The sequence below is a fragment of the Dyadobacter crusticola DSM 16708 genome (assembly GCF_000701505.1).
Lineage (GTDB): Bacteria > Bacteroidota > Bacteroidia > Cytophagales > Spirosomataceae > Dyadobacter > Dyadobacter crusticola.
In genome coordinates, this window is record NZ_JNJB01000017.1 from 72,616 (window position 1) to 98,954 (window position 26,339).

General features: G+C 45.2%; 21 protein-coding genes and 1 tRNA gene. 15 read left to right on the forward strand and 7 right to left on the reverse strand.

The features are described 5' to 3' along the window. Positions 1-26: 26 nt before the first annotated feature. The 6 genes from Q369_RS0119120 to Q369_RS0119145 all read left to right on the forward strand — a co-directional run bounded on the left by Q369_RS0119120 (position 27) and on the right by Q369_RS0119145 (position 5,564). Positions 27-413: an acyl-CoA thioesterase gene (locus Q369_RS0119120; RefSeq protein ID WP_031529391.1), complete on the forward strand. Its 387-nt coding sequence runs from the start codon at positions 27-29 to the stop codon at positions 411-413. Positions 414-461: 48 nt separating this feature from the next. After that, positions 462-1,601 carry an acyltransferase family protein gene (locus Q369_RS0119125; RefSeq protein ID WP_051664149.1) on the forward strand — a complete coding sequence of 380 codons (1,140 nt, stop codon included), beginning with the start codon at positions 462-464 and terminating at the stop codon, positions 1,599-1,601. Positions 1,602-1,969: 368 nt separating this feature from the next. Further along, on the forward strand, positions 1,970-3,832 hold the full coding sequence (locus Q369_RS0119130; protein ID WP_031529393.1) for a carbamoyltransferase family protein: 1,863 nt from the start codon (positions 1,970-1,972) through the stop codon (positions 3,830-3,832). Between the two features lie 21 nt (positions 3,833-3,853). Then, the gene (locus tag Q369_RS0119135) at positions 3,854-4,978 is read left to right on the forward strand and encodes an SGNH/GDSL hydrolase family protein (RefSeq protein WP_031529394.1); all 1,125 of its coding nucleotides are present in this window, start codon (positions 3,854-3,856) and stop codon (positions 4,976-4,978) included. A 57-nt stretch (positions 4,979-5,035) separates the two neighbouring features. Next, a complete protein-coding gene (locus Q369_RS29285) occupies positions 5,036-5,185 on the forward strand; it encodes a DUF5989 family protein (RefSeq protein WP_169739265.1) in 150 nt (49 codons plus the stop codon). A 7-nt stretch (positions 5,186-5,192) separates the two neighbouring features. Beyond that, positions 5,193-5,564, forward strand: coding sequence for an SxtJ family membrane protein (locus Q369_RS0119145; protein WP_031529395.1), 372 nt, complete (start codon positions 5,193-5,195; stop codon positions 5,562-5,564). Positions 5,565-5,596: 32 nt separating this feature from the next. Here Q369_RS0119145 and Q369_RS0119150 read toward each other — a convergent pair whose 3' ends face one another. The 4 genes from Q369_RS0119150 to Q369_RS0119165 all read right to left on the reverse strand — a co-directional run bounded on the left by Q369_RS0119150 (position 5,597) and on the right by Q369_RS0119165 (position 9,388). After that, positions 5,597-6,481 (reverse strand): Ppx/GppA phosphatase family protein, encoded by an 885-nt coding sequence (locus Q369_RS0119150; RefSeq protein WP_031529396.1) that lies wholly within the window; start codon positions 6,479-6,481, stop codon positions 5,597-5,599. 92 nt (positions 6,482-6,573) lie between these two features. Continuing rightward, positions 6,574-7,992: a hypothetical protein gene (locus Q369_RS0119155; protein WP_031529397.1), complete on the reverse strand. Its 1,419-nt coding sequence runs from the start codon at positions 7,990-7,992 to the stop codon at positions 6,574-6,576. Beyond that, entirely contained in the window at positions 7,982-8,596 is a 615-nt protein-coding gene (locus Q369_RS0119160) for an RNA polymerase sigma factor (RefSeq protein ID WP_031529398.1), read from the reverse strand. The genes Q369_RS0119155 and Q369_RS0119160 overlap by 11 nt, the downstream gene beginning before the upstream one ends. A gap of 315 nt (positions 8,597-8,911) precedes the next feature. After that, on the reverse strand, positions 8,912-9,388 hold the full coding sequence (locus Q369_RS0119165) for an Lrp/AsnC family transcriptional regulator (RefSeq protein ID WP_031529399.1): 477 nt from the start codon (positions 9,386-9,388) through the stop codon (positions 8,912-8,914). A gap of 189 nt (positions 9,389-9,577) precedes the next feature. Here Q369_RS0119165 and metH point away from each other — a divergent pair, with 189 nt between their 5' ends. The 4 genes from metH (at position 9,578) to Q369_RS0119190 (ending at position 16,489) form a co-directional block, all read left to right on the forward strand. After that, positions 9,578-13,402, forward strand: coding sequence for a methionine synthase (gene metH, locus Q369_RS0119175; protein WP_031529400.1), 3,825 nt, complete (start codon positions 9,578-9,580; stop codon positions 13,400-13,402). A 200-nt stretch (positions 13,403-13,602) separates the two neighbouring features. Further along, positions 13,603-14,151 (forward strand): YybH family protein, encoded by a 549-nt coding sequence (locus Q369_RS0119180; protein ID WP_031529401.1) that lies wholly within the window; start codon positions 13,603-13,605, stop codon positions 14,149-14,151. Between the two features lie 95 nt (positions 14,152-14,246). Next, the gene (locus Q369_RS0119185) at positions 14,247-15,485 is read left to right on the forward strand and encodes a NupC/NupG family nucleoside CNT transporter (RefSeq protein WP_031529402.1); all 1,239 of its coding nucleotides are present in this window, start codon (positions 14,247-14,249) and stop codon (positions 15,483-15,485) included. An 83-nt stretch (positions 15,486-15,568) separates the two neighbouring features. Next, complete coding sequence (locus Q369_RS0119190) at positions 15,569-16,489, forward strand: YihY/virulence factor BrkB family protein (RefSeq protein ID WP_031529403.1); 921 nt, start codon at positions 15,569-15,571, stop codon at positions 16,487-16,489. 63 nt (positions 16,490-16,552) lie between these two features. Here Q369_RS0119190 and sppA read toward each other — a convergent pair whose 3' ends face one another. Beyond that, positions 16,553-18,319 (reverse strand): signal peptide peptidase SppA, encoded by a 1,767-nt coding sequence (gene sppA / locus Q369_RS0119195; protein WP_031529404.1) that lies wholly within the window; start codon positions 18,317-18,319, stop codon positions 16,553-16,555. A gap of 197 nt (positions 18,320-18,516) precedes the next feature. On the opposite strand from sppA, the gene Q369_RS0119200 reads away from it, so the two are divergent. Both Q369_RS0119200 and Q369_RS0119205 read left to right on the forward strand, forming a co-directional pair. Continuing rightward, positions 18,517-19,023: a SixA phosphatase family protein gene (locus Q369_RS0119200; protein ID WP_031529405.1), complete on the forward strand. Its 507-nt coding sequence runs from the start codon at positions 18,517-18,519 to the stop codon at positions 19,021-19,023. Between the two features lies 1 nt (position 19,024). Then, positions 19,025-19,228 carry a hypothetical protein gene (locus Q369_RS0119205; RefSeq protein WP_035333698.1) on the forward strand — a complete coding sequence of 68 codons (204 nt, stop codon included), beginning with the start codon at positions 19,025-19,027 and terminating at the stop codon, positions 19,226-19,228. Positions 19,229-19,231: 3 nt separating this feature from the next. Here Q369_RS0119205 and xerD read toward each other — a convergent pair whose 3' ends face one another. After that, the gene (gene xerD / locus Q369_RS0119210; protein ID WP_031529407.1) at positions 19,232-20,128 is read right to left on the reverse strand and encodes a site-specific tyrosine recombinase XerD; all 897 of its coding nucleotides are present in this window, start codon (positions 20,126-20,128) and stop codon (positions 19,232-19,234) included. 31 nt (positions 20,129-20,159) lie between these two features. Here xerD and aroQ point away from each other — a divergent pair, with 31 nt between their 5' ends. Continuing rightward, positions 20,160-20,582: a type II 3-dehydroquinate dehydratase gene (gene aroQ / locus Q369_RS0119215; RefSeq protein WP_031529408.1), complete on the forward strand. Its 423-nt coding sequence runs from the start codon at positions 20,160-20,162 to the stop codon at positions 20,580-20,582. A gap of 215 nt (positions 20,583-20,797) precedes the next feature. On the opposite strand, the gene Q369_RS0119220 is transcribed toward aroQ, so the two are convergent. Continuing rightward, positions 20,798-23,287 carry a M14 family zinc carboxypeptidase gene (locus tag Q369_RS0119220; RefSeq protein WP_031529409.1) on the reverse strand — a complete coding sequence of 830 codons (2,490 nt, stop codon included), beginning with the start codon at positions 23,285-23,287 and terminating at the stop codon, positions 20,798-20,800. Between the two features lie 253 nt (positions 23,288-23,540). On the opposite strand from Q369_RS0119220, the gene Q369_RS0119225 reads away from it, so the two are divergent. Both Q369_RS0119225 and Q369_RS0119230 read left to right on the forward strand, forming a co-directional pair. After that, positions 23,541-23,612, forward strand: a tRNA-Glu gene (locus tag Q369_RS0119225). A gap of 390 nt (positions 23,613-24,002) precedes the next feature. Continuing rightward, entirely contained in the window at positions 24,003-26,231 is a 2,229-nt protein-coding gene (locus Q369_RS0119230) for a T9SS type A sorting domain-containing protein (protein ID WP_031529410.1), read from the forward strand. Positions 26,232-26,339: the final 108 nt, after the last annotated feature.

Consider the following 26,339-nt stretch of genomic DNA (forward strand, 5'->3'; position numbering starts at 1 on the left):
CCCTACTAACTTAAAACCAAGTACAATTGAACATTCAGGAAAAAATCACAGCTTCGGAAACACGTGTTTTTAAAACTGTTTTCCCAAACAATACAAACCATTACGACACACTTTTCGGTGGAACTGCATTGTCGATGATGGATGAAGTTGCCTTCATTGCAGCCACCCGTTTTTCGCGGCTTCGGTGCGTTACAGTATCTTCTGACCGCATTGATTTTACGCACCCGATACCGGCCGGAACGATCATCGAATTGGTGGGCCGGGTGGAGACCGTAGGCAATACCAGTATGAAGGTTCGGGTAGATATATTTGTTGAAAAAATGTACGAAGAAGGCCGTGAGAAGGCAGTTACGGGCATTTTTACTTTTGTGGCTCTCGACGAAGATCACAAGCCGGTCAAAATATTAAGCTGAATTTTTACCAATTAATGACGTTCTTTGGTGTGTTATATTTTGACACACATGCAGAAACAGCAGGAGTACATTTCTCAACTTGACGGGCTGAGGGCATTTGCAGTTGCCCTGGTTGTCTTGTTTCACTGGTTTCCCGAAGGTGAGGGTATCAATGTAATTGCAAACGGTCCGGTAGGAGTAACTTTGTTCTTTGTTTTAAGCGGTTTCCTGATCACGCGGATCCTGCTCGCGAGCCGGAATCACCTTGCTGCACACGGACTTGGAGCTACTTACAAGAACTTCATGATGCGTCGGATGCTGCGCATTTTTCCGCTCTATTACCTCACATTGCTGGTGATTTGGAGCATTCGGTACATTGATTTCTTTCCTAAGATCCCGAGTCAGCTTTACTACAATCCTGCTTACTATCTGCTTTATATTTCAAACTTTCTGATCGAGAAAATACATGATTGGTCGGACGTACTTTCTCCATTCTGGTCACTTGCGGTTGAAGAGCAATTTTATATTTTCTGGCCATTTGTAGTGTTGATGGTCCCATTGCGCTACATGCGGGGAACATTGATAGCTACGGTGCTGCTCGGCATCGCCTCCCGCGCGATTTTGGGTTCTTTCGGTTATAGCGAAGGCGTATTAATGCCAACTTGCCTGGATGCTTTTGGTTTGGGGGCGATCTGGGCTTATGTAAGCTATTTTGATAAGTCCGTTGTTAAGTTCTTGAAAATATTGAATGTACTGGCTCTGGTCGGGCTTGGTGTGTTTCTTTATATCTGCTTCAATAATGATGATTCCTGGCTGAAAACGCTCTTTTTCAGGACCTCGATGTCGCTTTTCTGTCTGTACCTGGTTGCAAAAGCAAGTTATGGAAAGGGGTTTCCTTCCATTTTCGGAAGTATTCTCGACAATGCATTCATGCGGCACATCGGTCGGGTGAGCTATGGACTGTACGTATATCACATGCTGGTACCGACGCTTGTTGTGCCATTTATCATCAAAGTACTGCATCGCTTTCTGCACATCACGCTGACATTCTCCGAAAACTCACTTAAACTGGTGAGTCTGGTTGTGCTCATTTTGCTGGCAACAGCTTCCTGGTACATTTTGGAGGCGCCATTTATCAAGTTTAAGAAGTACTTCCAGCTAAGTCGGGTGAAGTCTTCTTCAACGACGCTTAATGCAACAGCAGAATAGCCCACTGCTTCCCCTCTTACTTTAAGCACTTCAATTCCTTTCGCTAGCCCGCACTTGCCGGAGGATAATCTGAATCCACGGCAGCATTTTACGCTGTTATCTTGGGTCATTCAATGATTAGGTTATCTTCCGTTGGCCTAGGACATTATGAATTAAGTTGCCGGTTGGTAACTTTATAATAGAGCAACAAATTGGCGTACAGTTACTTACGTTAGGTTTATGATCGGGAATTTACACAAGATAATTTTGGGTAAAGAAGAATACTAATGTGCTTTCATGAATATAGAGAGTACTCCGCTTTGTCCTAATTTCTAACAAAAAAAATACCAAACCTAACTATCAGTCGAATACTTTTTACAAACAATTGAATGAAGATTTTAGGTATTTCCGCTTTCTATCATGACTCTGCTGCTGCGTTAATCGAAAATGGTGACATTATTGCCGCGGCACAGGAAGAACGTTTTACAAGAAAAAAGCACGATCCGTCTTTTCCTTCCCACGCAGTCCGGTTTTGTCTTGAATATGCAGGATTGTCGATTGACGAGCTGGACGCAGTGGCTTTCTATGATAAACCGTTGCTGAAGTTTGAGCGATTGCTTGAAACCTATTACGCTTTCGCGCCAAAAGGGTTGCGGTCATTTCTGACCGCAATGCCTGTTTGGCTCAAAGAAAAGATGTTCTTAAAAAGGCTGATCAATGAGGAGCTGGTCAAACTGGGTTACAGCAAAAAGAAAAAGCTAAAACTGCTCTTCCCAGAACATCACCTTTCACATGCGGCCAGTGCATTTTACCCCTCGCCATTTAAGAAAGCTGCTATTCTGACCATTGACGGAGTAGGCGAGTGGGCTACTGCTTCGATTTGCAGCGGCGAAGGAAAAGATATCTCCATCCTCAAAGAAATGCGTTTCCCGCATTCGCTTGGGCTGCTATATTCTGCATTTACTTATTTTCTTGGGTTTAGGGTCAATTCAGGTGAGTACAAACTCATGGGGCTTGCGCCTTATGGAAATACAGCCTCGTCAGATATCCAGAGATATGAACGACTTATTTTAAGTGAGTTAGTTGATTTGAAAGACGACGGTTCCGTTTGGCTGAACCAGGATTATTTCGACTACGCGACTGGTTTGAAAATGGTCAATGTCGCAAAATGGGAATTCCTGTTTGGCATCACGAAAAGGGACCCGGAAGACGCACTGGAAGCGCAGCATTGCAACTTAGGCCTGGCAATTCAGAACGTCACGGAGCAGATTGTTCTTAGAATGGCAACCGAAGCGAAGCGACTTACAGGCGCAGAATATTTGTGTCTCGCTGGTGGAGTAGCATTGAATTGTGTGTCAAATGGAAAGTTGCAAAACTCGGGAATATTTGAGGATATCTTCATTCAGCCAGCAGCCGGAGACGCAGGAGGCGCCCTGGGCGCTGCGCAGGCTGCTTACCATATCTATTATGGTTGTGAAAGAGATATCTCCTGGACGGGTGACGCATTACAGGGTTCCTATCTGGGCCCTACTTTTTCCGACCTGGACGTGGAGCTTGCGGCAAAGAAATACAAGGCACGTTACACTTCATTCGAGACTTTTGAAGAGCTGAGTAATGCAGTGGCTGCCATTCTTGCCGAAGGTAATGTCGTAGGTTGGGTACAGGGGAGAATGGAATTCGGGCCGCGGGCTTTGGGCGCGCGCAGTATCCTGGGTGACCCAAGGAATGCTGAAATGCAGAAGAAGCTTAATCTAAAAATCAAGTACAGAGAATCTTTTCGCCCATTTGCGCCCTCGGTACTTGCCGATGAATGCGCTGATTTTTTTGATTTCGATGGAATATCCCCTTACATGTTGCTGGTCCACCCTGTTGCGGAAAGACTACGAAAGGCGGTTCCGGCAAATTACGGAGCAATGGACCTTCGCGAAAAGCTTTACCATCAGAGGTCAGAACTTCCATCCATTACGCACATTGACTATTCCGCGCGGATACAGACTGTGCATAAAACAACCAATCCCCGGTACTATGCGCTGATCCAGTCATTTAAAAATCTGACTGGCTGTCCGGTACTTGTAAATACCAGCTTCAACGTTCGCGGTGAGCCTATTGTATGTACTCCCAATGATGCTTACAGGTGCTTTATGCGCACCGAAATGGACTATCTCGTCATTGGTAACTACCTGTTTGATAAGAAGCAGCAACCGGAATGGATGGAAAAGGATGGGTGGAAGGAAGAATTTGTTCTGGACTAATCCTCTCAAAATCGTGTAAAAATGGTATATAAAACCCTGGTTACCAGCACATTTCGATTCTTGTTTCTCGGGCTGCTCTTTATTTTCCTTTTTTACCCGGACAAGTTTCAGATCAAGTTTGAATATCCGGGCAGCCCACAAGCGGACAGCTGGCATGTGCGGCTTATGAAGCTGGCATTCTGGTGTTTGCTTATGATGGAAGTGCTTCGGCTATTTTACTATGGAGTAGTCAAAAGCAGAGCTAATGGTATGATTGCCAATATCGTAACCCTCGTGGTTCCGATTATGATCGTTCTGATCTTCCTTGAAAGCGTTTTCATGTACATTCCACAGAGCCACGAAGGATTGCTTTCAAGAGCTTCACAGATCTGGTGGGAAAAATATTGGAACCCGGTAAACTCGCTCGGCTATCGCGACAAGGAGGTTAACGACTCGCCTGGGAAAAAGAAAATACTTGTAATAGGTGACTCCTTTGCAGCCGGTCACGGGCTTAAAGATGTAAGTGAGCGTTTTTCCGACAGGCTGGAATCACAACTCGGGTCTGACAGGTACGTGGTCTATAACCTGGGAGTGTCAGGTGCTGATACGCGTGATGAGGTGAAACGTTTGCAGGATTTCCCAGTTAAACCTGATATTATCATTCTCGAATACTTCCCTAATGATATAGAGAAAGCAGGCCGCGACAATGGGCTTTTACTCACAGGTACCGAGCCTTACGCGGATCTCAAAGGTCCAATGGCGACTATTGTAAAACGATTTTATTTGCCCAATTTCATCTACTGGCAACTTCCACACACCAGTGTAAGCACTTTTGAAAAGTTTGTACATACTGCTTACAATGATACTACCGTCCTTCATACACATCTGAAAAACCTCTCAGGAATGCTTGCCTACCGCGATTCTACACAAGCACAGATGTACGCGGTGTTCATTCCATTCCTCTTTCAGGTAGCTCAAAGCACTAACGAAACTAAACCAGTTGTGGATTACCTCCGGTCCAAGAATGTAACCATTGTTGGGATTGATGACGGTATTCTGGAAGTGCCCGAAAAGGAGCGGGTAGTTGGTAAAAACGATGGGCACGCGAGCGCGGCAGTCAACCAGCTTATTGCTGACCGGCTATCCAAGGCAATCAGTAACAGGTAATCGCTGAAAGCTAAGATCTTGACGAACTTAAATAGTAAACTCTAAAATGCTTCAGATATGGATTTTCTAACAGACTTATTCGCATTTATGAAGGAGCGAAAGAAGTGGTGGCTCGCTCCTGTAATTATTGTTCTGCTTCTGATCGGTATCCTGGTAGTGATCGGCGGAGGGTCGGCAGCAGCTCCGTTTATTTACACGTTGTTCTAACGCTTCAATGACTGTACCTGATAAAGCGGAGCACGCAAAAGCGCAGCTGGTAATAGCTACCGGGCTCATCGTGATTTTTTACTTTTTCAAACACCCTGCTATTCTGGCCGCCGCGGCTATACTTGGGTTGGTGTGCATATTCATTCCTCTCGCCGGCGAGTTGATTGTAAAATACTGGTTCAAATTGGCGGAGGTTTTAGGAAAGATCAACGGCGCTATCTTGTTGACTATTATTTTTTTGGTCGTACTCGTCCCGGTAGCCTTAATCGCGAGATTGAATAAAAAAGACGCGTTGGCGCTCAAACGAAATCAAACAGGGTCACTTTTTCACGAAAGAAACCACAAGTTTGAAGCCAAAGACCTCGAAAATGTATGGTGATTAGGTTTGGTTGTGATAGAGAAAGCCTGATTTCAGGCTTTCTTCTTTCTGCAGGCTCTATCGTAAAGTAGTTGCAGCATTCCGTCTTTGAGGCCCACATCGGGTACATGGATGATTTCTGCACCTGCCCATTTCATAGCAGAAGTATAGATATCTCCTGCCGGAACAATTACATCGGCCCTGTCGGGATTAAGTTGTAGTTTATTTATCCTTTCTTCCAGCGAAAATTGAGCGATATACTCTTTCATTCTCTCAATTTCATCAAGACTCGTGGAGCTTTCCGTGAGCTTGGATGACAAATCAAAAAGCTTGTTAATGTTACCGCCGGTCCCCACTGCCTGAATAGGCTGGCTGTAATCCACGTGCTGGTTGATCCATTCTTTTATCTTCTGCCACGAATTTTTAGATTCTTTACCTTCCAAAAGCCGCACAGAACCCAGTTTGAAGGATTTTGCAAAAGTCTTCACACGGTCTTTGTACAGATTCAGTTCGGTACTGCCGCCACCTACGTCAATGTGAATGTACTGACCATCACTTAAAGATTTAACAACCACGTTGTTAACAAGCTCGGCTTCCCTCTGTCCGTCAATGATTTGAATGTGAATTCCAGTTCGGTTTTCTATTCTTTCCCTTACTGCCATTCCATTTTCGGCTTCTCGCATTGCGGAGGTAGAGCACGCCATGAAATCGTCTACCTCGTGCAGTTCCATGAGGAGCTGATACGCGAGCATTAATTTCATCATGCGGTCTTCGCTCTGCTCCGTGATTCGGCCTTGGGTAAAAACGTCATGGCCAAGACGAAGCGGGAAACGCACATATTCAACCTTTTTGAAGCGGGAAACACCGCCGTCGTGCAGCACAGAAGAAATCTGCATGCGGGCACCATTGGATCCTATATCTATTGCAGCGAATTTCAAGGAAACGTATTATAGGGGAGTAAATAAAAGCCAAAAATAGAACTTTCACGAACACATTGTACGAGTGCCCGTGAAAGTTAAGGCTGTTTTATCTACATTTTGCCGCCTATTTGGTATAAAAGCTTCAACTTGACACCTGGCCCGGCGGAGTGGCTCAGGGGAGTCAGAGGGGTGAAATAAGTGTAAACATAACCCTCTGCCTGTACCACAATCGGGTGCCAGGACTTTTCAATTCCCACTGAAAAGTTAACCGAGCTGACAGCCGGTACTTTGTTCTTCTTATCAAATTCGTTCTTGAAGTACTCTTTGTTCGGCGCAATGCAATCGAATGAAACCTTCTCCTTGGACGAAACCGTCACATTGGCTCCAACACCCGCGTAGTAAGCCCAGTTGTCTTTGAGGTTGTTCCGAAATGCAACCGTCAATGGGATCTGGACGAGCGTCGGGTTAACTTTGATATTAAATACATCCAAAGCCAGTGGTACTTCTCCCGGGTTTGAGCGCTTGAAATCCTTACGTACTTTTTCCCTGAATATCTTTTCGGAAATAAACTCCATTGGTTTAACTTTCAGCCAGCTGATACCTGCTGTGATTGAGAACTTTTTGGCAATCAATACCTCACCCAACACCGTTTTCGCAGTTCCATTTGCTTCCATTTGAACCCCTCCTCCGAAACGGTAAGGTGCTTTGATATCAAGCTTTGGAACTACATTCTCCGCCTTTGCGGTTCGCTCCACTTTTTTGTCAGAAATGGAAGTGGCTTTTGCAATCTGAACACTATTCCAGTTAATGGCCCTTTGTACCTGTCTCATAGACAGTCTGTTTGCTAGTTCATAGTTCATTTTCCTGGAAAGCGCGTTGCCACTGTTTATGTGCAGTGGAGTCTTTGACGAAAGCTGGGCAAAATTTTCCAGAGTTGGGGACGAAGGCGGTACGTCGCCGTTTTCATTTAAGTCAGAAGCTACATAACTAAGATCATTTGGCGTGGAGCTGGCCGGAACTTCGGGTCTGGTCCCGGAAGCCAGGCTAAAATCCGATTGGCTGGTATCCGCATTCAAACCGTTAAATTCTTGTTTTCGACTTTTTGCATTGAACTTTGGTTTTGTTTCAAATGCATTGCTCCGGCTTGCATACTGACCATTTTTTTGGACAGCTGTCGGGTAAGTCGGTTGGTTTTGATCCACATCTGCTTTTTGTACAATGTAAATGGTGTCAGCCTTTACAGCAGCGGCAGGTTGTTGTTTGATCACCTCGATCTGCTCTTTCAAATTCTTAACGTCTGCAACCAAACTGTTGTTCTGTGAAAGCTGGTTTACGTACAAGAATGCCATTACCGCCGTGACCGAAGCTGCGGCGGCGTACCCGATCCATGAACCATACTGTTGCCAAAAACCCGGCGGCGTGTGCGCATGCATGTAATTCTGCATTTTCGCCCAATCCGCTTCCTGAAAGTCTGGTTGAATACTCTCTAATTTCCGGCGTATAGTTGTTTCAAATTGATTAGTTTTCATTTCCTCTGAATGACTTTATGGCCCAATCGCTTGGAAAGAGATGTGGGTAGTACTGTTTTATTAGATGCTGCAACCGGGCTCTTGCACGAACATAATGGGACCTCACAGTAGCCTCATTGATTTGCAGCAAATCTGCAATTTCCCTGTGATTGTAGCCATCGACCACATATAACAAAAATACGTTTTTATAAACCGGCTTGATCTTCTGGATTAATGCAAGTATTTCATCCGCAGTGATTTGCGAAATTACATCTTCTTCAAACCTGGGACAAGGCGCATCTTCCAGTGCAATTACATCCTCGCTATGCTTTTTATGTTTGCGATAATAGCTAATCGCCGTATTCACCATGATAGTCCGCAGCCAGGCTTTAAAAGGATGGTTTGCGTCATATTTTTCAAGATTATTGAAGACTTTCAGAAAACCTTCATTCAGAACTTCCTCAGCTTCCTCAGTGGTGGCTGTATAGCGAAGGCAAATGCTTTTAGAATACCCGAAAAACTGTTTATAGAGGTGTCGCTGCGCCTGGTTATTGCCAGCAATGCACGCAGCTACGACGGAATTGAAGTCGTTCTCATTAAAGGATATTTTTCTTCCAAATAGCAACGTCAGGGTATCAAGATTGTCAGGGATCGAATTCTTAATCTCAGTTACGTGGGCAGCTGTGCTTCTGTTGCAAAAAATTACGAAAAAGTTAACGCCACTTAAAATCAAAGCATTAGTCAGCAAAGTGTCTGATTTTGGAGCAAAACTGCATTCTAATGCAACAATCGGCGAAATACGGGCGTAATCCGATTTATAGCGCCGGCTAGCATGCGCAGCTGGTGTGTTGGCTAGATGAAAATTTAACTTTTTATAACATTTGAAGACCTTTTGTTAGGGGTGAGTTGGAATACGGTCCTGGATCTTTTGGGACCGTATTTATTTTTTGCCCGCCAACATTTCCAACGCGGAGGAATTTTTGATTTCACCCATTACAAACAAACTGTGTGTGCTGCCGATATTATCCAGAGAGCCAAGCTTTTGCATTAAAAATTGCTGGTACTGCGACATATCATCAACTACCACTTTCAACAGGAAATCGTAGTCGCCTGAAATATTGAAGCATTCCATTACTTCCGGCATCGCAGTCACAGCCTTGACGAACTTTTCACCCATATTTTTCGAATGTTCTTTCAGCGCGATGTTGCAGAAAGCCATTAATTTTTTACCCACTTTCTCACGGTCCACCAGCGCGACGTACTTCCGGATCACGCCTTCTTTTTCCAGTCTTCTTACCCGTTCGTAAACCGGCGTGTAAGAAAGATTGAGCTTTTCGGATAATTCACGTGTTTTCAAGGTCGCATCCTGTTGCAGCAAATGCAGGATTTTGGCATCCGTTTCGTCCAGATTATACATAGATAGAATATCTTTATTCACTTCAACTAACCTTCGAATATAGATAAATAGTGTATCGAATGTCAAAAAGGTAGATGTTTAGTCTAATATTTTTTGTTTTATTGAATAAAAAATCTATTGACTTAAATTTGTCACTTGTAAAGTCTGCTTCCGGCGGATTAATCATGAACTCATCAAAATCTTACATAAATGATAGCAACTGAAAAGGCGGATATTCGCGAGATTCTTAAAAACCGCATTCTTGTATTGGATGGAGCTATGGGTACGATGATCCAACGATACAAATTGGAGGATCACGATTACCGTGGCGACCGGTTTGCCGACTGGCCGCAAGATGTGAAAGGAAACAACGATTTGCTTTCATTGACCCGCCCAGATATCATCAAGGAAATTCACGCAGCCTATTTCGAAGCGGGTGCGGATATCGCCGAAACCAACACTTTTTCCGGTACCACCATTGCCATGGCGGATTATGGAATGGAAAAGCTGGTCTACGAGCTGAATTACGAATCAGCAAGGCTGGCGCGGGAAGTTGCCGATGAATTCACCGAGCGGGAGCCTGAAAAGCCAAGATTTGTAGCCGGTTCAATGGGCCCTACCAACCGGACTGCTTCACTTTCTCCCGATGTAAACAACCCCGGGTACCGGGCGATCAGCTTTGACCAGCTGGTTGAAGCTTATTATGAACAGGTTAAAGGATTGACTGACGGGGGCTGTGATCTGCTGCTCGTTGAAACGATCTTCGATACCTTGAATGCGAAAGCCGCCCTTTTCGCAATTGATCAGTTTTTTGTTGATGCGAAAAACGGCAAAGTAGAGCGACTTGATTCCTGGAGAAATGTACCCGGTCAATCTCTGCCCGTAATGATTTCAGGGACGATTACGGATGCTTCCGGCCGCACACTTTCGGGCCAGACTACTGAGGCATTTCTTACATCAGTATCTCACCTGCCACTGCTTTCAGTGGGTTTGAACTGCGCATTGGGTGCTGATTTAATGCGGCCCTATGTTCAGATACTGGCGAAAGAATCTCCTTTTTACACATCGGCTCACCCGAATGCAGGTTTGCCGAATGAAATGGGAGAATATGACGAATCGCCGGAGCAAATGGGCGAAGTAATTGATGGATTTTTAAAGGATAACCTCGTCAATATCATCGGAGGCTGCTGCGGAACTACACCCGATCACATCAGGGTAATTGCAGATCTTGCCAAAAAACATTCACCACGTACGCTGCCGGCTCCTGAAACCGTCATGAAACTATCGGGACTTGAACCGGTGAAGATCAACAAGCTCACCAATTTTGTCAATATCGGTGAACGTTGCAATGTGACAGGATCGAAGAAATTTGCCAGGCTCATTCGTGAAGGCAAATACGACGAAGCTTTGTCTATTGCCCGCGAGCAGGTAGAAAGCGGTGCGCAGGTAATCGACGTCAATCTCGATGAAGGGATGATCGATGGGGTAGAAGCAATGAAGACTTTTGTTAACCTGATCGCCTCAGAGCCTGATATTTCCAAAGTACCGCTGATGATCGATTCTTCGAAATGGGAGGTGATTGAATCGGGGCTGAAATGTGTGCAGGGCAAGTCTATTGTTAACTCGATTTCCCTGAAAGAAGGCGAGGAGAAGTTTAAAGAGTCAGCTAGAACTGTGTTGCGTTATGGTGCGGCAACGGTTGTAATGGCATTTGATGAACAAGGTCAGGCCGACAATTTTGAGCGCCGGTGCGAAATCTGTTCAAGAGCTTACAGGATCCTTGTAGATGAGGTGGGCTTCCCGGCGGAGGACATCATTTTTGATCCAAACATCCTGACCGTTGCGACAGGGATGGAAGAGCATAACAATTATGCGGTTGACTTTATCAATGCAGTTCGCTGGATTAAAGAAAACCTGCCGCATGCAAAGGTCTCAGGCGGAGTTTCAAACGTTTCGTTCAGTTTCCGCGGAAACGAGCCGGTTCGCGAGGCTATTCACACGGCATTTCTATACCACGCGATTAAGGCCGGACTTGATATGGGTATCGTGAATGCTGGTCAGATCGGTATTTACGATGAAATCCCGAAAGATGTTTTGGAGCTGGTGGAAGATGTATTGCTTAACCGCCGCCCTGATGCAACTGAGCGACTAGTAACATACGCTGAAACTGTGAAAGACAGAGGTAAGTCGCAGAGCGGCCCGGATTTGAGCTGGCGAGAGCTGCCCATTAAGGAGCGGATATCACACGCATTGGTGAAGGGTATTTCGGACTATATTGATGAAGATATTGAAGAATGCCGCCACCTGTACAGCCGGCCTTTGGAGGTAATTGAGGGACCTTTAATGGACGGGATGAGTATTGTGGGAGATCTTTTTGGCGAGGGTAAAATGTTTTTGCCGCAGGTCGTGAAGTCAGCGCGGGTGATGAAAAAAGCGGTGGCTTACTTACAGCCCTTCATTGAAGCTGAAAAAAGCGAAGGGGGCAGCTCTGCGGGAAAAATTCTGCTGGCAACTGTGAAAGGCGATGTCCATGATATCGGTAAAAACATTGTAGGTGTAGTACTCGGCTGTAACAACTACGAGATTATAGATCTGGGCGTAATGGTGCCAACAGACAAAATTCTGGCAGCAGCAGAAGAGCACAATGTGGATATCATCGGATTGTCGGGATTGATTACGCCTTCGCTCGACGAAATGGTAGGAGTAGCAAAAGAAATGGAGCGCAGAAAGCTGAAAACGCCGCTTCTGATTGGCGGAGCCACGACTTCACGCATTCACACAGCGGTGAAAATCGACCCGAATTATTCCGGTCCGGTAATCCACGTACTCGATGCTTCGCGTTCAGTTCCTGTGGCAGGTAAATTGATCCAAAGCGAGAAGAGCCAGTCAGATGTATTGGCAGATATCAAGGCGGAATACGCAAAATTGCGCGATGATCACGCTAAAAGAGGTGGCGAAAAAGCACATATCAGCATTGAAAAAGCGCGTGAAAACAAGGCGAAGATCAATTGGAGTGAATTCAAGGCGACCAAGCCGCAGTTCTTAGGGACTCGTGTTTATGATGATTATGATCTGGCTGATGTCGCAAAATACATTGACTGGACGCCATTCTTTCAAACCTGGCAGCTGCACGGAAAATATCCTAAGATATTCGAAGACAAGGTTGTCGGATCGGAAGCTATGAAATTGTATGAGGATGCAGCTGTATTGCTGGGGGAAATCATTCGTGATAAAACGCTGAAAGCAAAAGCGGTAATTGGTTTCTGGCCGGCAAACTCCATTCAGGACGATATAGTGCTGCATAGTTTCGAAGAAGAAACCCGCGAAGTTCCTTGTGAGCGTCACGGTTCTCACAATCACATTGAATATCGCATTAGCAAGCATGCGGAAGAAAATCTGAATGCAGGAGAGCTCGTGGCAGACACTGCGGTGGTCCTGCACCATTTACGCCAGCAAACTCAGAAAGCGTCAAATCTGCCGAATTACTGTTTGTCTGATTTCGTCGCGCCATTGGAAAGCGGACATCAGGATTATATTGGCGGATTTGCTGTAACTGCCGGAATCGGTATCGAGCCTTTGATCGAAAAGTTTGAAAAGGATCAGGACGATTACAATAGTATCATGGTAAAAGCACTTGCCGACAGGTTGGTGGAAGCGCTGGCAGAGCTGATGCACGAAAGAGTAAGGAAGGAATTGTGGGGCTATGATAAGAGTGAAAGCCTGTCTACTGAAGAGTTGATCAAGGAAGCGTATAGAGGTATCCGTCCCGCGCCAGGCTACCCTGCCTGTCCTGACCATACCGAGAAAAGAATGCTCTTTGATTTGCTGAAAGCAGAAGAAATCGGCATTGAACTGACCGAAAGTTTTGCAATGTATCCCGCCAGCAGTGTGAGTGGCTGGTATTTTTCACACCCGGAAAGCAGATATTTCCCTGTAGGAAAAATATTTAAGGACCAGGTTGAGGATTATGCACGAAGAAAGGAAATGTCTGTGGAAGAGACTGAAAAATGGTTGTCGCCGGTTTTGGGCTATTAGTTGATTTAGTTCCAAGCAATTTGAAGGGGATGTGGATTTATTCACGTCCCTTTTTTTATTCGGGATGAATATACTTTTTCTACACTATACGCGTATCTAAATGGAGTGACGAGCGATAAACAGGTATTTATACTCTATTTTCTCAATATTTTCCAGTAGATATTTGTCTTAGAATTGAAGTAATAAATAGTTTATTAGCCATGAAAAGAAATATCTCAGTCTTCATTCTCCTGATTCTGCTTGCATGTTCATTTAAATACCGAACCAAAGCGCGAGAAAGCAGCCAACCTTTTCTACCAGACCGACTAAGAAATATGGTCCCGGTGCAGTCTGTTGAGGAAAATACTTTTGAAGCTGCTGTTACCAGAATGCAGCAGGCAAATCTTGAAATGGCGAATGGGAATCCCGGGCTGTTTAAATCAATGTGGTTGCAAAGTGATGACGTAACCATATTTGGCGACAATAGTAACCAGGAGCTGAAAGGCTGGAAAGCAATTTCTGCGAGCCTCGATTCTGTTGAAAAGCCTGCCTCGGCTGCTAACTCCTATACATTCGAAAAGATAACCAGCGATGAAGGTGAAGTACAGGCTTATTTATTGCAAAAGGAGCACTACAAGCTGGCGAATGGGAAAACCAAAGATTTACAAGTGACAGTAGTTTTCCGGAAGGAAAACAATGAATGGAAAATCGTTCACCGCCACGCAGACAGCATCTTGCCGGAAAAGAGATCAGCCAGAACTTCTAAATAATAGCGCTGGTTCCTGATATTTAACACCGCGTAGCACATACCGATATTTTGTTGTTATTTTTGCACCTTTGGCTAAAAAGTGACGACACAATATTTATGGAAAGATTTACAGGACTGCTAGGTATTGTGCTGATCCTCGGCATTGCGTTCGCAATGTCAAACAACAGAAAAGCAATTAATTACCGTACCGTTGGCGTGGGTCTTGCGTTGCAGTTCGGGTTGGCAGTCTTCATTCTCCGAACGGATATTGGCCAGGCAGTCTTTCAGTGGTTGGGTGAAAAAGTACAGAAGCTCCTTTCATTTTCGGATAAGGGAGCTGATTTTGTTTTTAGCACATTGGTAAGGCCCGACTTGATGCAGCGTGCATTCGGTCCCGGCAACGACTTCGTTTTCTTCTTTAAAATTATCCCTACCATCATTTTTGTTGCAGTATTGGTGAATATGCTCTATCACCTCGGAATTATGCAGCGGGTGGTTTCATTTATTGCGCGAGGCGTTTACTGGTTAATGGGTGTGAGCGGGGTAGAAGCACTTTCTAACGTAGCGAGTACATTCGTAGGTCAGGTGGAAGCACAGATTATGATTAAACCTTACCTGAAAAATATGACTAACTCGGAGTTAATGGCCTCCATGACAGGTAGTTTCGCTTGCATTGCGGGAGGAGTTATGGCAGTTTATATTTCGTTGGGAGTACCTGCCCCTTATCTTATCGCCGCCAGCTTAATGGCCGCTCCCGGTGCATTGGTCATCTCCAAGATCGTATTTCCTGAAACGCTGCAATCTGATTCTAAAGGCGCTGTAAAGCTGGAAATCCAGAAAACGCATGCCAATCTGCTGGACGCAATCGCTGGTGGCGCGAGTGAAGGCTTGAAAGTCGGGTTCAATGTGATTGCGATGCTGATCGGCTTTATTGCCCTGGTTGCATTGCTGGATTATTTGCTGGGTTACATTGGCGGGCTCTTGTCGTTTCCTCAGCTCAGCTTCAACTTCCTGCTAGGAAAAGTCTTCTCAGTTTTCGCCTGGGCAATGGGAGTGCCTGCGAAAGATATTGAAGCTGCCGGTTCTCTGATGGGCACTAAAATGGTGATCAATGAATTTGTAGCCTATCTTGACCTTGTTAAATTGAAAGATACACTGGATCATAAAACAATCGTGATCACAAGTTTCGCATTGTGCGGGTTTGCGAATTTTAGCTCCATTGCTATTCAGGTAGGAGGTATCGGCGAGCTGGCTCCCACACGTCGCGCAGATCTGGCCAGACTGGGCTTTAAGGCGCTGATCTGCGGTACATTGGCTTCTTATATGTCGGCTACCTTGGCCGGATTACTGTTATGATTTGGTAAAATTGAGCTGGTGATTTCATGTTGGCACAGATATTTCTGACCTGTTTCCAATTAACAGCACAGAAACGCTACTTCATGAAAAATATCAAACTGTATCTCTCCATCATCAAAGAAAGCTTCAACGAGTTTATGAATGATAGCGGGCTCAAATTAAGCGCCGCGCTCTCATACTATACCATATTTTCACTCGCACCAATGCTGCTCGTGATTATATCGATATTTAGCATCTTTTTTGGCAAAGATGCTATTCAGGGTGAGCTGTTCGGGCAGATCAGCGGACTGGTTGGTGCGAGTGCGGCGCAGCAACTGCAGGAAATTCTGAAAAATGCAGAGCTCTCCAATAAGTCGGGTTTGGCGGCAGGAATCGGCATTGTAACGCTGCTGATTGGTGCGACCGGGGTTTTTGCTGAAATGCAGGATTCCATTAATTACATCTGGTCGATCAAATCGAAGCCGAAAAAAGGCTGGCTGCAGTACCTTAAAAACCGGCTGATCTCATTTTCAATGATACTTACCTTGGGCTTTTTGCTTGTGGTATCGTTGGGTGCAAGTGCGCTAGTAGATGTTTTAAGCAACCGTCTCGAACGCTACTTTTCAGAAGCTTCCGTCGTGCTTTTCTATATCGTTAACCTTGCATTGGTACTAACTATTATTACTTCGCTTTTTACGGTAATCTTCAAAGTACTGCCAGACGGTGAGTTAAGGTGGAAAGAATGTATGGTGGGTGCGGGTTTTACTGCAATCCTCTTTTTGATAGGAAAGTTTGTCATCAGTTTTTATTTGGGGAAATCAGATCTGGGAGCCGCTTATGGTACTTCGGCCTCCATTGTAATCCTGCTCACGTGGATATATTACTCATCGATCATTCTATACTTCGGGGCTGAGTTTACCAAAGTCTACGCCCGCCAGGATGGTGTCGGCATTACTCCAAATCATCATGCTGTTCTGATCGTCAGGCAAGAGCTAGACGAAGATACTGGAAAGGTAGTTTCCTGACAGGCAGCAAAAAAGCCCTTCTTGCAAAGCAGGAAGGGCCTTTTTTGTAAGATATCATTGAAGTTATTTAATGACCATCTCGAAGGGCATTCTGGCTTGCATTCCGCCCATGTTCATCAGCTTTTTGTACATTTTCACATAAGGAGCAAGTTCTCCCAGGTTCCTGGCAGTGACTTTCTCTTCTTCGTCACCCATCATTTTTTGGAAGAACTCATCAAACGGGCGTTTCTTCTCAGGGTAGTAACGCACGCGATAGTCACCTTCTGAAAGCTTGGCAGCCTTTGCCGCTAATTTAACTGCATCGTCGACGCCGCCTAGTACGTCAACCAGTCCGTTCTGCTGCGCTTCCACGCCCGACCACACGCGGCCCTGCGCAAGGCTTTTCAACTTTTCTACTGACATTCTGCGGCCTTGCGCTGCTTTCCTGGTGAATGTTTCGTAACCTTCATTTACACTTTTCTGAATCATCGATTTCTCAAATTCAGTCATTTCACGAGTTGCCGTCGGCCAATCGGCGTGCGGGCTTGTGCCTACTCCGTCGAATGTGATACCCAGCTTGTTGTTCATGAAATCGGTTACGTTGAACACGAGTCCAAAGATCCCGATCGAGCCGGTAATTGTATTAGGCTGGGCAACAATGGTATCGCAGCCCATTGCCATATAATACCCGCCCGAAGCCGCTACGTCGGACATTGAAGCAATAACAGGCTTTTTCTTGGCAGTAAGCTGAATTTCACGCCACATGATATCCGAAGCAAGCGCGCTGCCGCCCGGAGAATTGATCCTGATAACCACGGCTTTGATCTTGTCGTTTTCACGGATTTCTTTAAGTTCTTTAACAAACTTGTCGGATCCAATATTATCATCACCGCCATCGCCGGTAGTAATTTCACCTTCGGCTACCAACACGCCGATGCGCTTGTTGAAGTCACCTTCCTTCACCTTAGCAGGTCCTTTGAGGTATTTTCCAACGCCCACGTAAGAGATACTTTTCTTTTCGTCAACTTTAAGCTCCTTTTTAAGGTAGGTTTCCAGCTCATCCTGGTAGCCAAGGTGGGTGATGAATTTGTTGCTCAATGCTGCTTTTGGATTCTCGATACCGAGTGAGTCTGCAAGGTTTTGCAATTGTGTTACCGGGATACCTCTGGATGCAGAAATGTTTTTGAGGAAATTACCATTGATAGCCCCAATGAGCTCGGCTGACTGTTTTTTACTCGCTTCGCTCATGTCGGAGCGGGTAAACATTTCAATGGCGCTTTTAAATTCTCCAACCCTGAAAACAAGCGGCTTTACGTCCAGTTTGTCGAAGGTGCCTTTAAAAAAGCTGTATTCAACAGAAAGTCCGTTCCATTCAATGCCGCCAACAGGATTCAAGTAGATTTTATCGGCTACTGATGCGAGATAGTACCCTTTTTCGGAGTACGATTCAGCATAGGTAACTATGAATTTTTTCGATTTTTTGAACTCTGTCAGCTGGTGCCTGATCTCTTCCAATGTGGCCCAACCTGCTTGCGGACTGTCTGTTTTCAAATATATACCCTTGATTTTATCGTCGGCTTGTGCGTTTTTCAGGGCCGCCAGGATATCTTTCAATCCGATTACATCGTCGTTTCCGCTGAACATCCCACCGAAGTTGGAGAATGGATTATCAACTCCCACTTCCTGAATGGGTTGGTTTAAGTCGAGTTTAAGGACTGATTTTTCATTGATTACGACTTCTTCGTCTGAAGAAAACATGGACCCGATACCAGCCAGGATCGCGAATGATAAGAAGAAGAAGAGGATTATGCCCACAAATGTGGCAAGCACATACTTAAAGAACTGCAGCATTTTATATTAACGGTATGAAGTTTTCATTTAAAGATACGTAAGGAACAAAAATATGTATTAATTGTGCCGCGGTGCCGGAGAAATATTGTCAGAAGGTCGAACGCTATTTTGAGTGGTGTATAAGCTCCTGTAAAACTTTAAGCGCGCGCCGCAAGTAATACAAACCCCGATTCAGTATTTTTGGAAAAAAATTCAAGATGAAAAAGACCCTCATTTTAGTCCGTCACGCCACCGCGGAGGACCAGACTTTCAGAACCCGTGATTTTGACCGGAACTTAAACAACAAGGGCCTCGCGGAAGCCGAAATAATGGCGAAGTGGCTGGTCAGTTCAAATGTAAAACCAGATATTTTCATTTCGAGCCCAGCTTCGAGGGCGTTTAAGACTGCTGAGATTTTCGCAAATCAGCTTGGTGTAAATGTGGCTTCGATCAACTCGCGTGCGGATGTTTACGACGGCGGTCCGAAGGCGTATCTCACCGCAGTGAATACCGTTAGCAATGATTTTTCAACCCTTATTCTTTTCGGTCACAACCCGGACATCACTTACTTTGCCGAATACCTTTCCGGCTCAAATATCGGTTCAATGAAAAAATCAGGGATCGCATTTATTGAGTTCAAAGACCTGAACTGGGAGGAGATATCTGCAAAGACTGGAGATTTAGTTTTGTACAAAACACCAAAACAGGTCGCAGGGATTGAGTGAAATGGAAAAGTCTAATAGAAACCGGCGGATTTTTGTCATTGTATTTATTGCATTCGTGGCGCTGTTTGCATACATCTCTTATGATATGTCCAGCCGAACCACAGCTCCCTGGAACAAGCCTAAGCAATTGAATCGCGCATTGCCCGGCGCTTCTCCCGATGCAGATTCCCTCAAACTGGATTCGCTGATGCAGGAAGTGGAGTAATGATTAGGCTCTGGGATGAAATTCAGTGATGATCTGTTTAAGATAGTCCCTGTCCAAATGCGTGTAAATCTCGGTGGTAGTAATGGATTCGTGCCCGAGCATTTCCTGCACAGCCCGCAAGCTTGCGCCTCCTTCGATCAAATGCGTGGCAAAAGAATGGCGAAAGGTATGCGGACTTACGTTCTTTTGAATACCGGCTTTTTCGGCGATGTCTTTAATCATTAAAAAAATCATCACCCGGGAAAGTTGGCCTCCTCTTCGGTTCAGGAAAACAATATCCCCACTATCCTTATCTGGCGCAATTTCGTTTCGAACGTGTTCGAGGTAGATCTGCGTGTACTTGATTGCTTCCTTTCCAATGGGTACCAGTCTCACCTTGTCGCCTTTCCCCAAAATCCGCAGAAATCCGATATCGAAGTAGCAGTGCGTGAGCAGCAAGCCCGTCAGTTCTGATACGCGCAGGCCAGAGCTGTACAGTACTTCCAGGATCGCCCGGTTACGGGTGCCCTCTGGCGTGGAGTGATCTATTGCGGCGAGCATGGATTCTATCTCATCATAAGAAAGCACGTCGGGCAATTTTCGGGGGAGTCGGGGCGATTCCAGCAGCTCGGTCGGATCGTCGGTGATCTCATTTTCGAGCAGCAGATATTTGAAGAATGCTTTAATGCCTGAGAGCATTCTGGCCTGTGAATGCGCAGCCAAACCGAGTTCGGCAAGGTATTTCAGGAAAGCACTTAGATGTAATTCCTCAATTTTCGCAGGCGGAAGGTTGATCCCGGCAAGGGCGACGTACTCTTCCAATTTCTCCACATCCCGGACATAAGCATCGACCGAATTGCCGGACAGGGAGCGTTCCAGCCGCAGATAGTTTTTGAAATGTTTAATGTAGCTTTGCCACATAGCAAGAAGAAAATTAAATCTGCACGAATCAATGAAAAAGATATTGATCCTTAACGGTCCAAATCTTAATCTCCTGGGCAAACGTGAACCTACAATTTACGGCAGCCAATCCTTTGAGGATTACTTTGAAACACTGAAAAGCACCTTTTCTGAAGTAGAGCTGCATTACCTCCAATCTAATCACGAGGGTGCATTAATTGATAAAATTCACGAAGTCGGCTTTACATTCGACGGCATTGTCATCAACGCAGGCGGACTGACACATACTTCCGTTGCTCTGGCAGATGCGATATCATCCGTGACAACCCCCGCAATCGAAGTTCACATCTCCAACATTCACGCCAGAGAACCATTCCGCCACCACAGCTATCTCACATCCAGATGCAAAGGAATGATCTGCGGGCTGGGACTTAGAGGGTATGAGTTGGGGGTTAGGGGTTTTTTGAATGAGTGAATGAGTGAATGGCTGAGTTTTTAATGAGTGAATGATTGAATGAGTGAATGAGTGAATTTCGAATTAGTGAATGATCTGTTCTTATGAGTATAATTTTGTAAATGATCGGAAGCGGTCTTAGTCACCAAGAATTCAGTCATTCAAAATTAAATTATTCACTCATTCACTCATTCAAAATTCACTCATTAAAAACTCAATCATTCAATCATTCAAAATTACCGAAACACCGCATTGCTAAAAAGTATCTTTCCATTGTAGAGCATAGCGCGGAAGACGGGGTCGTCCATCATGTAGATTACCTGGCCGCGGCCTATTTCCTGTACTCCCAGGATTAATGTATTTTTAAGCTTGCTGCTCATTCTGTTGCCCACGAAGCCTGCTTTATAGCTTGTTTCTGTCAGGTAGCCCACATTCCATCCATCTTTGAGGTACTCGCGCTCGTAGGCATCTCTTACAAGCGTCACGTATTCCTTTGAACAACCGAATGAAAGCGGGTGCGTTTCGTCCATGGTGAGCTGGAACATGCTGCCGGGCGACGAATTACTTGCGTCTTCACGCTCCTGGTCACCGTATTTTTTGAAGAAGTCGGCATCCTTTTTCTTTTCTGAAAATTTCTTACTCAGGCTAAACCCGGGCTTGTTCAGGAAAGCATCGGTCGCGCCTTCCATTACAATTAGTTTTCCGCCGTTCTTAACCCAGTTCTGCAATGCGTCCAGCTGCTTTTCACCGAGGATATCCCCATATCTTCCGTCAGGTAAAATCAAAACGTCAATCGAACTCCATGGTAACGACGAGAGTTTTGTCGCATTGACGATCGTAACCGGATACTTGATCTGCTGCTCAAAGTAATGCCACACAGCGCCAAAAGAAGTTGCTGAAACGCCTTCTCCGCTCACTGCCACAACCTTGGGTGCCGTAATGGAAGCTACATGATCGTCGCCAAAGTCTGCGCCGGAAGTGACCATACCTGTTTTTACCGGAGTTAACCTGACGAAGTGCTTTGTAGCCAGTGAAGTGACGATTTTGTCAAAGTCAGCGCGCTCATTGCCTTTTTTTGTAATAATCAATGTGCCTGCCTCAAAAGCCTGGTTCTCAATCTCGAAAGGTACGTTGGAGGTTTTTACCATGAAACCGTACCTGAGGAGCTCGGCGAGGAAAACAGCATCTCCCAGTTCTGACCATTTCGCTACATAAGCATAAACGGGAAAGTTCGGGATTGTATTTTCTGTTTTTTCAGGCTGATAGGAAGCCGGAATCAGCTTTTCTTTCAATCCGTAAGCTTTCAAACCAAAAATATAAGACAGACCCCAGCTTGTTACATCATAGGTAACTGAATCTTCCAATACCGGTTTCGGCTCAAATAATACCCGCAGGAGATTGGATTTTGGCTGAAATGCGCTGATCACCAGATCATTGTTTTCTATCTTCACGGATTCGTCAACAGAACTGATCAGCTCCGTACCTTTTACGGACAAAGACTTTCCGGCAATTCCATAGGAAATTCCCTGCTTGCCAAGCCAGTCGCCAAAATACCTGATCCGCTCTTCGCGTCCCTTTGTCTTGATCACATAAGTCTTGAAGTTTCCGGCAGGCGCTTTCGCGGCATTGTCGTGGTATTTGATGAACTCAGTAACAATCTTTTCTTTTTGCGACAAAACAGCTTCAAGCGTTGCCAGCGTAGTTGCGTAATGGTGGGAAATCCGGCTTTTCAATGTCAGCGTGTCTTTTTCTTCCTTGCGTTCAATGCCTAGTCCGGCCCTTCCGCCTCCGCCTTGCTCGTAAGTAACGCCCACTGCGCCATTAACCGTTGGCCAGGTATCTCCGTAGCTTGGATAAAAGAGGTCGTAATTGTATTTGGTAAAATATGCCCAGTTGTTTTTATCAAAGTACTTACGGCAGTATTCACCGATCAGGTCGTTGAATTGTCTTTGCCACGCGGTAATGTCTTTGTGAAAAGGTTTCGCAGCAGGAGGGAAGTAGTAGCTTCTCGAAGGTCCCATTTCGTGGAAATCGGCGTGGAAATGCGGCATCCACTGATTGTACAGCACAATTCTTTCCTGCGTTTCTTTCTGGGTTTGCCACGCCCAATCGCGGTTCAGGTCGAACAGATAATGATTGAACCTGCCTCCGGGCCAGGGTTCATCGTGCTCCAATGCGTAAGGTGTCACGTCCGGGATTGCATTCTGAACCCGGTTATACCATTGCGAGTAGCGCTCATAACCATCCGGATTAATGCAGGGATCCACCATGATGACCATGTTCTTAAGGAAATCCTGCGTTAATGCATTATTCTTGTTGAGCAGCTCATAAAGCACCTGCATGCTGGTGTTCGCAGAAACCGACTCATTTCCGTGCACATTATAGCTCAGCCAGACGATCGGCGGTACACTGGCATCTGGCTTACCTTCCAGCAGACCGATGCTTTTTAAATGATTTTGCCGGATTGATTCCAGCTTACTTATGTTTTCAGGCGAAGAGATGAACGCGATCATCAGCGGCCGCCCTTCATTGCTGGACCCATACTGGACCAGTTTCACGCGGTCCTGGTTCTGAGATTGAAGCAATGTAAAGTATTGGACGATCTGACTGTGAAAAGCGAATTTGGATCCCAGCTGAAATCCGAGGTGTTGTTCAGGAGTTGTATTTTGGGCAAAGACGGGGAGAGCTAAAAATGCAATGAGAAGAACGCGGATATATTTTATCATACGAGCAATTAGAAGAAATGCATAAATCCAAATTTAGAAAGTTACCCGTTTCGAATGTTAATAGTAGTTGAATAAAAAAAAAGTTTGCAACTGAATGTGCTGATAATGAATTGATAAAAAAATAAGTGAATTTTATTTGCGTATAGAAGTTGCAATTTAGAATTCAAGCCTGCATCTTTGCACCACGTTTTCGGAAAAGGGAAGCGAAAAAGTGAAAGAAAGTGCAAAAAACGCGCGAAGTAGGAGACCAGTCGGCCCATTCGTCTAGCGGTTAGGACACGACCCTTTCACGGTTGAAACAGGGGTTCGATTCCCCTATGGGTCACAAAACCGTGCAAAGTCAAGCACTTTCAATCATTACAAAAACCGTCTTGTTTCAAGGCGGTTTTTTTGTTTTCTACGGCTCGCATTTCTTCCCTAGTTTTCGATTTTCTGCATTGGATCTCTGGTCGCAGTGTTTAACATTCCCCTGATTTTGCCTTTCGGAATTGCAGTAATCCCTTTAATAATCCATCGAAACTTTTCGTCAAGTTTTTTATCTTATTTCCTTCTTCACGCCAGCCTATCAAATATGGCTAAGTTCGTTTCAATTTTATTCTACATATTTGGGAAATACTTATATGGCATTGTAGTATATTTGACTCAAACAGCTGAATTGATTTCTCAAACTTCACATATAACTCACATCATTATTGCTTACTAATTTTTACATTCTATGAATTTTCTATTAAAACTGGCGTTTGCTGCGGGATTTGTAAGTCCGCTGGCGGCGGCCCCGCATGTTGGGACAGGTGGTTTGCCAATAAGCTCGGAGGCTGCTACTGTGACAAGCACAGAGGAGAAAAGCAAGGGAACTCCCAATCAGGATTTGATCGAACTTGCCGGTATGACTTCCTACACGATCAAAAATCCCTATTCAGAAACTGTTGACAAGCCTTTTACCATTGAAACCAAATCAATGGATCAGATGGCAGCTCCCCTTGCCACCAAAGTTACCTGCGGAACCCGGGATGGTCAGCCGGTTGTATGGACGGACGGTGAATACCTGGGGCAAACAGGCGACGGCAAAAAGGCATATACCAAGATCGTTGAGAACCGGGTTTATTTCAACTGGGGAGGTACCGTATCCGGCAATATTTTCGTGTTGTTCTTCCTTGACCTTGGTAAGTTTCCCAACAATTCAGAAAATGACGCGCTTATCAAGCAATGCGTGAACCCGGTCGATCCGAGTACTGCGGCGAATAACTTGCTGGGAACAAGTAATGGCAAAATCACCTGTAATGGCTATGTCATGGAAAACGGCGAATTGCTGGGCACTTTTGTTGATAATGGCGCATCTACCTTTCAGTATACAAAATACGTAGATGGCCGCCTTCGTGTGATGATCAAGCAAGGTGCAAATGATACGCGCACTGATAACTACAGTATGGACCTGCTGCCTGAGACGATCAATGGTACGAAAGGTTCACTAAGCGATAAATGGAAAGGTAAGTTGACACTTGAAATGGTAAATGGTTGCTACTGGCCAATTGTACCAAAATCTGCTACTCCGGTTGTTGAAAATAACTGTCCGGCCAATCCTGCGATTTCCGATATCTCTTCGATCCAGCAAACCTCATTGCGCTTTACGTTTACAGGTGACGGTATCAGTACTTTGCGGTGGCGGATCAAATCCGGCAGTTCGGTGCTCAGAAACGGTACCACGTCCGATCTGGGTAGTAACAAGACAGTAAACCTCAGCTACGGTTCGTTAAATCCAGGTAACTACTCATTGGAAATAGAGGGAGCAAGCTGCACGTCGGGTGTTGCTTCCCGCTCATTTACGATCCAGGAGCCGGTTGTTGTGATCCCTGACTGTCAGGGCGGCCCTTCGGTTACTACAATCAGAAACCTGACTTCGACTGGCCTTACTGTTGATTATGCCGGCACGAACCTGCGCAATTTCTCGTGGCGTATCCTTGATGGATCTTCTTCTGTTGCAAATGGCAGTACCGGTGTACTTCAATCAAATACAGCTAATATTTCGTACAATTATCTGCAAAACGGTACCTATACCTTCGAAATGAAGGCACTGGACTGCAAAGCTGCATCTGTTGCCACCAAGAATTTTACTTTGTCCGGAGATACCCGCCCAACTTGTAAAAGAGGCCCAACATTGCAGGCATTGCTGAGTTCTGATGATAGAAGTTTGTCATTCCTGTTTGACGGAGACGAAGTTTATTCCATTGACTGGAAAATCATGTCGGGCAATAATGCCATTCGTCAGAGCAGCGTCTCGCCTCAGAATAACCACCCGGTGATCCAGTATGATCCGCTTCAAAACGGCTCCTACACGATCCAGATTGAAGGTGGTAGCTGCAAGTCAGCTGTGACTAGCGCCACCTTTGCAATCGGGCCACTGCCTATTTATGTAGCTAATTTCGTTGGCGAAACAGTTGAAGAAGGTGTTAAGCTTTCCTGGGAAGTTGTTTCGGAGCAGGATGGAAAAGAATTCGAAGTACTGCGTTATGATTCTGAAATGAAGAATGCGGAAGTGCTCGGCAAAGTTTCACTTTCAGATCAGCGTACCGGCTGGTACCATTTCGTAGATTCGAGCCCGCTGCTTGGTATTAACTACTATCAGCTAAAACAAATTGATATAGACGGTACCTTCACGAAAAGCAAAATTGTTTCTGTGAACCCGGGTATTATCAGAGGAACCGTAGTTGCTCCAAACCCTGCACAGGATTATGTTGATCTTCAATTCTCTTCACGCACAGCTGGAAAATCGGAAGTTGTGATTTACAATGCTGCGGGTGTAGCGATCGGCAAATCGCCCATTCAGATTACAGAAGGAAAGAATGTTCACCGCGTTAATGTTAAAAAACTGGTTAACGGAAGTTATTTCATGAAAATCTCCCACGATGGAGAGTTATCAAGCCTGCGTTTCATGAAAATGGATTGATTTAGTTGAGAGTAATGCAAAGAGGGTGTCTCAGTTTTAGCCGAGGCACCCTCGTCCATTTGCTTTAAACTGAGTGGAAATTGAAACGCGATATCGATCCATTCAAAG

Coding starts and splice junctions, on each gene's coding strand:
- Q369_RS0119125 (WP_051664149.1), top strand. CDS start 462: ATGCAGAAACAGCAGGAGTACATTTCTCAACTTGACGGGCTGAGGGCA.
- Q369_RS0119130 (WP_031529393.1), top strand. CDS start 1,970: ATGAAGATTTTAGGTATTTCCGCTTTCTATCATGACTCTGCTGCTGCG.
- Q369_RS0119135 (WP_031529394.1), top strand. CDS start 3,854: ATGGTATATAAAACCCTGGTTACCAGCACATTTCGATTCTTGTTTCTC.
- Q369_RS29285 (WP_169739265.1), top strand. CDS start 5,036: ATGGATTTTCTAACAGACTTATTCGCATTTATGAAGGAGCGAAAGAAG.
- Q369_RS0119145 (WP_031529395.1), top strand. CDS start 5,193: ATGACTGTACCTGATAAAGCGGAGCACGCAAAAGCGCAGCTGGTAATA.
- Q369_RS0119155 (WP_031529397.1), bottom strand. CDS start 7,992: ATGAAAACTAATCAATTTGAAACAACTATACGCCGGAAATTAGAGAGT.
- Q369_RS0119165 (WP_031529399.1), bottom strand. CDS start 9,388: ATGTATAATCTGGACGAAACGGATGCCAAAATCCTGCATTTGCTGCAA.
- metH (WP_031529400.1), top strand. CDS start 9,578: ATGATAGCAACTGAAAAGGCGGATATTCGCGAGATTCTTAAAAACCGC.
- Q369_RS0119180 (WP_031529401.1), top strand. CDS start 13,603: ATGAAAAGAAATATCTCAGTCTTCATTCTCCTGATTCTGCTTGCATGT.
- Q369_RS0119185 (WP_031529402.1), top strand. CDS start 14,247: ATGGAAAGATTTACAGGACTGCTAGGTATTGTGCTGATCCTCGGCATT.
- Q369_RS0119190 (WP_031529403.1), top strand. CDS start 15,569: ATGAAAAATATCAAACTGTATCTCTCCATCATCAAAGAAAGCTTCAAC.
- sppA (WP_031529404.1), bottom strand. CDS start 18,319: ATGCTGCAGTTCTTTAAGTATGTGCTTGCCACATTTGTGGGCATAATC.
- Q369_RS0119200 (WP_031529405.1), top strand. CDS start 18,517: ATGAAAAAGACCCTCATTTTAGTCCGTCACGCCACCGCGGAGGACCAG.
- Q369_RS0119205 (WP_035333698.1), top strand. CDS start 19,025: ATGGAAAAGTCTAATAGAAACCGGCGGATTTTTGTCATTGTATTTATT.
- xerD (WP_031529407.1), bottom strand. CDS start 20,128: ATGTGGCAAAGCTACATTAAACATTTCAAAAACTATCTGCGGCTGGAA.
- aroQ (WP_031529408.1), top strand. CDS start 20,160: ATGAAAAAGATATTGATCCTTAACGGTCCAAATCTTAATCTCCTGGGC.
- Q369_RS0119220 (WP_031529409.1), bottom strand. CDS start 23,287: ATGATAAAATATATCCGCGTTCTTCTCATTGCATTTTTAGCTCTCCCC.
- Q369_RS0119230 (WP_031529410.1), top strand. CDS start 24,003: ATGAATTTTCTATTAAAACTGGCGTTTGCTGCGGGATTTGTAAGTCCG.